We start from the raw sequence: 6515 nt of genomic DNA, 5'->3' as shown, positions 1-6515 counted from the left end.
ATAATATTCAAAAGCATAGGTATAAAGGTAAAACCAAAATATCATATCGCAAATCGCGTATTGCGATATGAGATATATATCCTATCTTTGTCCAATGAGAAAGCATAACGGGATGCGTCCGCAGGATATAGTGATCCTGCTTGCCATCGTAACATATGGGAAAAAAGACTGGCTCATCAAAGACCTGGCAAATTCGCTGTACATCAGCCAGTCAGAGGTTTCTGAATCATTGAATCGTAGCCAGGTCGCCGGTCTGATCGACTATAACAAACGTCGGGTGAACCGTCATGCCCTTTACGAATTTCTTGAATTCGGTCTGCCATATGTTTTCCCGGTACAACCTGGACCGGTCGTAAGCGGCATGCCTACTGCACATTCTCATCCTATACTGAAAGACAAAATTATAAGTGAACAATTCTATGTTTGGCCTGAGCCAGCAGGATCAGTAAGAGGTTTTGCAATCGAGCCATTGTTTAAGAAACAAGTGAAAGCTGTAAAAGAGAATAACGAACTTTACAAATTGCTTGCAATGGTTGATGTGTTACGTGTAGGAAACAGAAGAGAAATTAAATTTGCGAAAGACATACTCGATAAAAGCATTTTCCATGAACCCTCACCAGAACATCACCAGGATTAAAGCAGTTTACAATGCGCTTGGCCTCTTGAAAAACAACGTAGTTTTTGTTGGCGGAGCTACAGTTTCATTGTACGCGGAATACGAAAATGGTATAGCGGAAGATTTAGTACGTCCTACCGATGATGTAGATATACTGATCGAACTTTGGGCTTATCATGAGTATTCCCTAATAGAAGAGCAATTACGTTCCATTGGTTTTCAAAATGATAAAGAATCTGGTGTTATCTGTCGATATAAAGTACAAGGCATAACTGTAGATGTTATGGCAACGGGAAAAGATGTGCTAGGATTCGGGAATCGATGGTATCCAGATGGATTTCAACACTCAATGCAACTCACTCTCGACGATCAGCATACCATACGTATTTTTTCGGCCCCATACTTTATAGCAACAAAGCTGGAAGCTTTCAAAAGCCCTACCCGGAAAGATAACAATGATGGGAGGGTAAGCCAAGATTTCGAGGATATTATGTTCCTTTTTGAACACAGAAAATCAATCTGGCAGGAAATGAACGAATGCGATCCAGAACTCAAAGCATACCTGCAGGCAGAATTTACCAGGATTTCAGCACACCCGGCTTTTGAAGAATGGGTTGATGGTCATGCAGGCTTTGGTTATCCTCCTGCTACTTATATGATTATTACTCGCCTTCAGGAATTTATAGGAAGATCATAGTTCTACTTGCTCATAAGACAAGTTACATCTGTCTTTGAAAGCGGAGCGTTTTGGCATTTTTAAAAAATTTGCGAATCGCGAATCGCAAATTGTAAGTCTGGGCATTAGACAATCTTCGCATTTTTTGATTGATTAAAAAAAAATGAAACTAACTACCGCCGCCCAGCCCGGCTTTTTAAAGATTTTGCCTCCCTTTCCTTTTCACCAGCAATACGAAAATTCTCAGCCTGTTGAAGCAATCGCTGCTCTTCCTGTTCAACCCCGGTTTTGAATGAATCTTCGTTCTTTTGGTAAAGGCTATCTGTAAAGTTGCAGAGTTTTAAAATTCCGGCATTATTGGCAACTTTTAAATACCGGTACTTTAAGTCATTGGCTTTGTACTGCTTATTGTATTGGTAAGAATTAAGCAATGCCCAAACCAGAACGACTGACAGCAGAAAAAGAGATATGCTGATCAGCACCCCTTTATGTAATTCATGTGTATGTTCAACACGATTTTGCAATGGAACTTGAAGCTGCCTGTTCAAATTGTCAATGCCCACCGAAAGTTCGCCGAGTTTAGCAGTTGACGGTAAAATTTGTGCGGGTGGTTTTTTTAAGTCATTCCGTAAAAATTCAATCTCCTTTTTCAAAAGCACTACCGTTTCCTTTTCAGTATCGCCGGAAACTTTCCATGCCAGCTCCAGGGACTCTAATTTTTCAACAATTGTTTGCAATAATAACTCGCTCATACCAATTCCTGTTTATACAATAAATGACAACAAATTTTAGTTTCACCGTTTCAGTTTCCTTTTCTTTCTTCTTAATTCAAAAGGCAGGTATTCATCGGTTTGTTCCGGACGCATCAATTCTTCCAATAAACTGGTTTTTTGAGAATTTGATCTTTCCAGCATTGTACCAATAGTTTCCAGCTGATTTTTACTTAAATGCCCAGGCTGAATATTTTGTTCTTTCATTGCCAGATTCCCGGCAATTGCTTTTTCAAGATTCCGAAACGAAAACTGCCTGTCTATCTCACTTCCTTTGTATTTAAAATTCCCAACCTGAAAACTCACTCCCTGGATTTCCGTAGTTGAACCTTTGTACTTGAAAAGCATTTGGATATTTTGCTTTTCAAGACGAAATTTCAGTTCATCCGGGTCTTTACACTTTGGCAGAATTTCATGGATAGTTTGGTAAATTTTGAAACGGATGGATTCATACTCATTTCGTCGTTCCAGTTGTGTTAATTCAGGGGTCTTTTTTTCTGCTTGTATGAGTCCATATTTCAAGGTTAAATGTTGTGCAATTTTTTTGCCTTTATATCCAATCCAGCCATCCTTTATTGTTCTGCCATCATTATCTATTCGGTTAACAATAATGTGGGTATGAGGATGGTTTCGGTCACTGTGCTTTATGATTGCATATTGTGTGTTTTTAATACCATGTAAGCCCAGATATTCTGTGGCAATTTTTGCCATCGTTTCATCGGAAACCTGCTCGCCTGGATAATATGACAGAATCATGTGTAACACCGGAGATTTTACATTTCTGTTCATTCCTCTTTGCCGCTCAAAATCTGTGGCCATTAACTCATAATTATAATCTCGTACACCATCCGACCCAATTACCATAGCACGGCCCTGGTCTTTGCATAAATATTCGCAAAGCCGTTTGAAAGATTTACCGGAAATTATCTTACTGATCATACTTCAGGCGATTTAATATCCGGTCGAGATCATCCCGGTTTTTTTCAAATTGAAACATAGCCGTCAGCATCCCGGCCTGGTGCGCTTTTTTGGCGAGTTGATTGAGATTGTTAGACATCCCAATCAATTGCGGAATCATCTCTTTTTCTACCGAACTTAGCCGCGCAATTATCTGCCCTTCTACAGACATTACTCTTATATAGTGTGTAATCCTATAGCCCGCCTTCTTAGCCTTTTGTTTTACAATAAAGTATTCAGCCTTCGTAAATCTTACGCCAGTGGCAGCCTCCCGTTTGATTGTTTTCCTCGGCCTTCCCCCGGTATGCTTTTCCTCTTTCATATTGTTTAATATCTTTTTGAATCTTTCTTTTGCGACCATCGGGAGAAAAAGCGAGCCAGCGTTTTTGTGCAACAAAAACACCGCTCGCTAACAAAAAAATCAGCGTCTTAAACCCCGGGACTGTTCCAGCCGGGGATCAGCTGCAAGGCTAACCGACCACTCATTCAGATCCTTATAGCCTTGATACAAACTACTCTCATCAATTACTTTATTAGTTCTTTGCATGGCCTGTTGTAAACACTCCTTTCCGGCTTTATCATTATCCAGGTACAAGTGAATTCTTTCATGTTTTTCCATTAATAAAAGACTGCGGGTGAAAAAAGAAAGTGAATTGAGGACAAGTATGTTTGTCTGGGCTTCCCGGATATTTTTCATAGACCTGTAAGAAAGGAAGTCAAAGAAGCCCTCAAAGACAGAAATGGAGGTTGCCCTATTATCTAGCCAGGTAACATATTTTGGAGATACCGCACCTTTAAAGTTTGGCGACCTTAATTCATACCCGCCGGAGTTGTTTTTAAACCCGATGGCACAAAAGGTATTTTCTCCGGTTTTGTAACAAATCTCCTTGCAGAACTCATTGGCCACCTCATTGGAAATATTTCTTTGATTTATGTAGCTGATCAGGGTCTGGTTAACAATTGGATTTTTGATCGATAAAACCCGAATGGCTCCGTCATCTAAACTACTTAGAGAAATCAGTGTTTTTTGCTGGTGAATAGAAAAATCAGTGGAGACAGAAGAATCCACTAATTTTTGCAAAGCCTTTGGTATTTGGCAATTCAAATAGAGGCATAGAAAATCTACCAGTTTCCCGCCCTTTCCAATACCGTGATCATACCAGATATTTTGGGATTTATTTACTTTAAATGAGGCTGTTCTTTCCTGGTGCAATGGAGACAGATACCAGTGGTTTTCTCCACTTATTTTATTTGGTGAAAATCCAATTGAATACAGGTAATCCACCAGATCAATTTGATTGGCTTGCTCACAATTCATTTTGCACAGATTTAGTGGTTAACTACGGGGGGGTGATTGATCATGGCTTCGATGTCGGCGCGGCAGAAATAACGACGCGAACGGATCTTGAAACTTTTCAGTTTATCCTGTCTCATCCACTCGTATAAAGTGGGTTTTGAAACCTGGAAGATCTGGCAAACTTCTGTGGCTTTCAGGAGTGCCTTTTCAGGCAGGTGAGAATGAGGTAATTCTTTTTTAATAGAAGCATTTAATTTCTGTTCTACAACTTCTTCCATAATCGTCTTAATCTGCTTCCAGAACTCTACAGAGCTCATAGGAAACAACATCGGTGTCTCTTGCATACTTCTTCATTTACTATTCACAATAAGATTGAATCGTCTTTCGGCTAAAATACATGCGGATTGACCATGGGTTTCATAGTCGGTTCCATAGTCTCCCCAAAAAATAATCAGGTAATGAAAGAAAATGAAGAAGGTGCCGGGCAGCACAAATAATGCACAGTCAGTAATGGGATTGTCATTATCATAACACATGTTTCATTTTCACCAGGACAAATTCTAATATACAAATGTAGGAAGTGTATTTAAATAAAAGTTGCCTACCCGAATTAGTGGTAGGCAGGAGAAAAGTGATAATTACATTAAAATAATATTTATTTGTTTTATTATAGATTTTTAATGTCTTCGAAATTTGAAGGAATACTAACATCTCTTATACTGGCCTCAACATTTATAGATGTGTGTTTGTCTTGAAGTTCTTTTGTCAATATTTGTTTTGCTTTTTTTTCGTTAGGTGGATTTAACCTTTCTGCCTTTTCGTATTCAATGACTTGTTTTAATATTTCATCTGGTAAATCGTTTTTACACCTCCCAAGTATTTCTAAAAACTCAGTTGCAAAGAACTGGTCAATCTGAATTTTTCGTTTCGTAATATGTGCAAACTTCCCAATTACTCGGCAAATATTGTCTCGCTCCTCTGGGCTTAGTTGATTCATGAATTCGTAATCCTCTATTTTTTTTAGAGATAATATAATGGGCTCAAGGGCATCTTTAGTTATAACATAAACATTATAGTCTCCCATGTTAAATGACAATTGTGTAATAGCTTGTATAGTATTGGTAGGGACAACTAAAAAGATATCTTTTTTTACTTTTTCTTGGTTAGCATATTTTTTTACAGATTCCGTTTGTGCTTTTATATATTTAGGGAAATGGGTAAGGTCTTCATTGGAAGGACACTTTGCGTCAAAAATTATATACTCATCACATATTTCTATTGTATTATCAGGGCTCCCCCTAAATGGAACATTGTCAACATATTTCACAAGATGATTTTGACAAATCATTTTTAATGCTTGCTCGACAATTGTTTCATGCTCTGACCACTGATTTTTCATTTTCTCAAAAGAATCCTTTTGTTCTTGAACTCTATCGTCGTTCACTCGTTTAATTTCATTTTCTAATGTTTCCTTTAGTTGGTTTAGTTGTATGATACTTTTTTCATAATTTCTTTTACGATCTTCCTCCGAAGTTTCATATTTAGAAATTGATTTGTTTAATTCTGTCAAATCAAAATTTAGTTTGCTAATTCTATCATTTAAACTATTGACTTCAGCGTCTTTTTTTGTTTCAATTTTTTCGTGTTGCTGAATTTGGTTCTGCAATCCCTCATTTTTAGTCTTACTGTTTTGAAGCTCGCGTTCTAAAAAATTTGAGTTCTCTCTCGATTCCTTACTTTGTTTTTCAAGCATCCTAAATTCTTCAAAAGCTTCATAGCTCAGGCTTCTTATTGAGCGCCACGCAAACAATCGGTTCCAAAATGTGAGCTCACGAATTTTTATAAAGAACAAGCTAAGTTTTTGCATAAAATGAGTTTAAAAATGTTTTATAAATGTATTGAATTAAACGGTTGATTTGGGTATCTCCGATACTCTATCATTGTTATGATTTAATACAAATTAAATTAATGAAGTAGTAGCAGGATTAATTTTACGTTATGTAGTGCAGGGCTTAAAATCATTTAAAGATTGCTGTTTTTATGTTTACTTTTTCGCGGGCTAATTCAAACTGTGGAATATAGGTTCCTGGATCTGATAAAGGAGACTCATTTCTCAATAAAAACTCAATTCTCGTTTGACCAATTTTTTCGATCATTTCTAATTTTCTCTCATAATTAGTTTTCTTCCACGTAAGTTTT

General features: G+C 37.5%; 9 protein-coding genes. 2 read left to right on the top strand and 7 right to left on the bottom strand.

Annotated features, from left to right (window positions below; genetic code table 11):
- Positions 1 to 94 precede the first annotated feature (94 nt).
- Both ABIQ27_RS10955 and ABIQ27_RS10950 read left to right on the top strand, forming a co-directional pair.
- On the top strand, positions 95 to 637 hold the full coding sequence (locus tag ABIQ27_RS10955) for a hypothetical protein (RefSeq protein ID WP_348033939.1): 543 nt from the start codon (positions 95 to 97) through the stop codon (positions 635 to 637).
- Positions 606 to 1313, top strand: a complete 708-nt coding sequence (locus ABIQ27_RS10950; RefSeq protein ID WP_348033938.1) for a hypothetical protein — start codon at positions 606 to 608, stop codon at positions 1311 to 1313. The genes ABIQ27_RS10955 and ABIQ27_RS10950 overlap by 32 nt, the downstream gene beginning before the upstream one ends.
- A gap of 152 nt (positions 1314 to 1465) precedes the next feature.
- On the opposite strand, the gene ABIQ27_RS10945 is transcribed toward ABIQ27_RS10950, so the two are convergent.
- The 7 genes from ABIQ27_RS10945 to ABIQ27_RS10915 form a co-directional block, all read right to left on the bottom strand.
- Entirely contained in the window at positions 1466 to 2044 is a 579-nt protein-coding gene (locus ABIQ27_RS10945; protein ID WP_348033937.1) for a hypothetical protein, read from the bottom strand.
- A gap of 42 nt (positions 2045 to 2086) precedes the next feature.
- Complete coding sequence (locus ABIQ27_RS10940) at positions 2087 to 3001, bottom strand: relaxase/mobilization nuclease domain-containing protein (RefSeq protein ID WP_348033936.1); 915 nt, start codon at positions 2999 to 3001, stop codon at positions 2087 to 2089.
- Complete coding sequence (gene mobC, locus ABIQ27_RS10935; protein WP_348033935.1) at positions 2991 to 3341, bottom strand: plasmid mobilization relaxosome protein MobC; 351 nt, start codon at positions 3339 to 3341, stop codon at positions 2991 to 2993. The genes ABIQ27_RS10940 and mobC overlap by 11 nt, the downstream gene beginning before the upstream one ends.
- Before the next feature lie 99 nt (positions 3342 to 3440).
- On the bottom strand, positions 3441 to 4337 hold the full coding sequence (locus tag ABIQ27_RS10930) for a toprim domain-containing protein (protein WP_348033934.1): 897 nt from the start codon (positions 4335 to 4337) through the stop codon (positions 3441 to 3443).
- A gap of 11 nt (positions 4338 to 4348) precedes the next feature.
- The gene (locus ABIQ27_RS10925; RefSeq protein WP_348033933.1) at positions 4349 to 4660 is read right to left on the bottom strand and encodes a helix-turn-helix domain-containing protein; all 312 of its coding nucleotides are present in this window, start codon (positions 4658 to 4660) and stop codon (positions 4349 to 4351) included.
- A 323-nt stretch (positions 4661 to 4983) separates the two neighbouring features.
- Positions 4984 to 6183 carry a hypothetical protein gene (locus ABIQ27_RS10920; protein ID WP_348033932.1) on the bottom strand — a complete coding sequence of 400 codons (1200 nt, stop codon included), beginning with the start codon at positions 6181 to 6183 and terminating at the stop codon, positions 4984 to 4986.
- 151 nt (positions 6184 to 6334) lie between these two features.
- A partial coding sequence (locus ABIQ27_RS10915) for a hypothetical protein (protein WP_348033931.1) occupies positions 6335 to 6515 on the bottom strand: 181 nt, incomplete at its 5' end.

It is taken from the genome of Flavobacterium sp., from assembly GCF_039916025.1.
GTDB lineage: Bacteria > Bacteroidota > Bacteroidia > Flavobacteriales > Flavobacteriaceae > Flavobacterium.
Note: the sequence above shows the minus strand (reverse complement) of the source record. Positions and strands in the feature narration are given on the sequence as shown.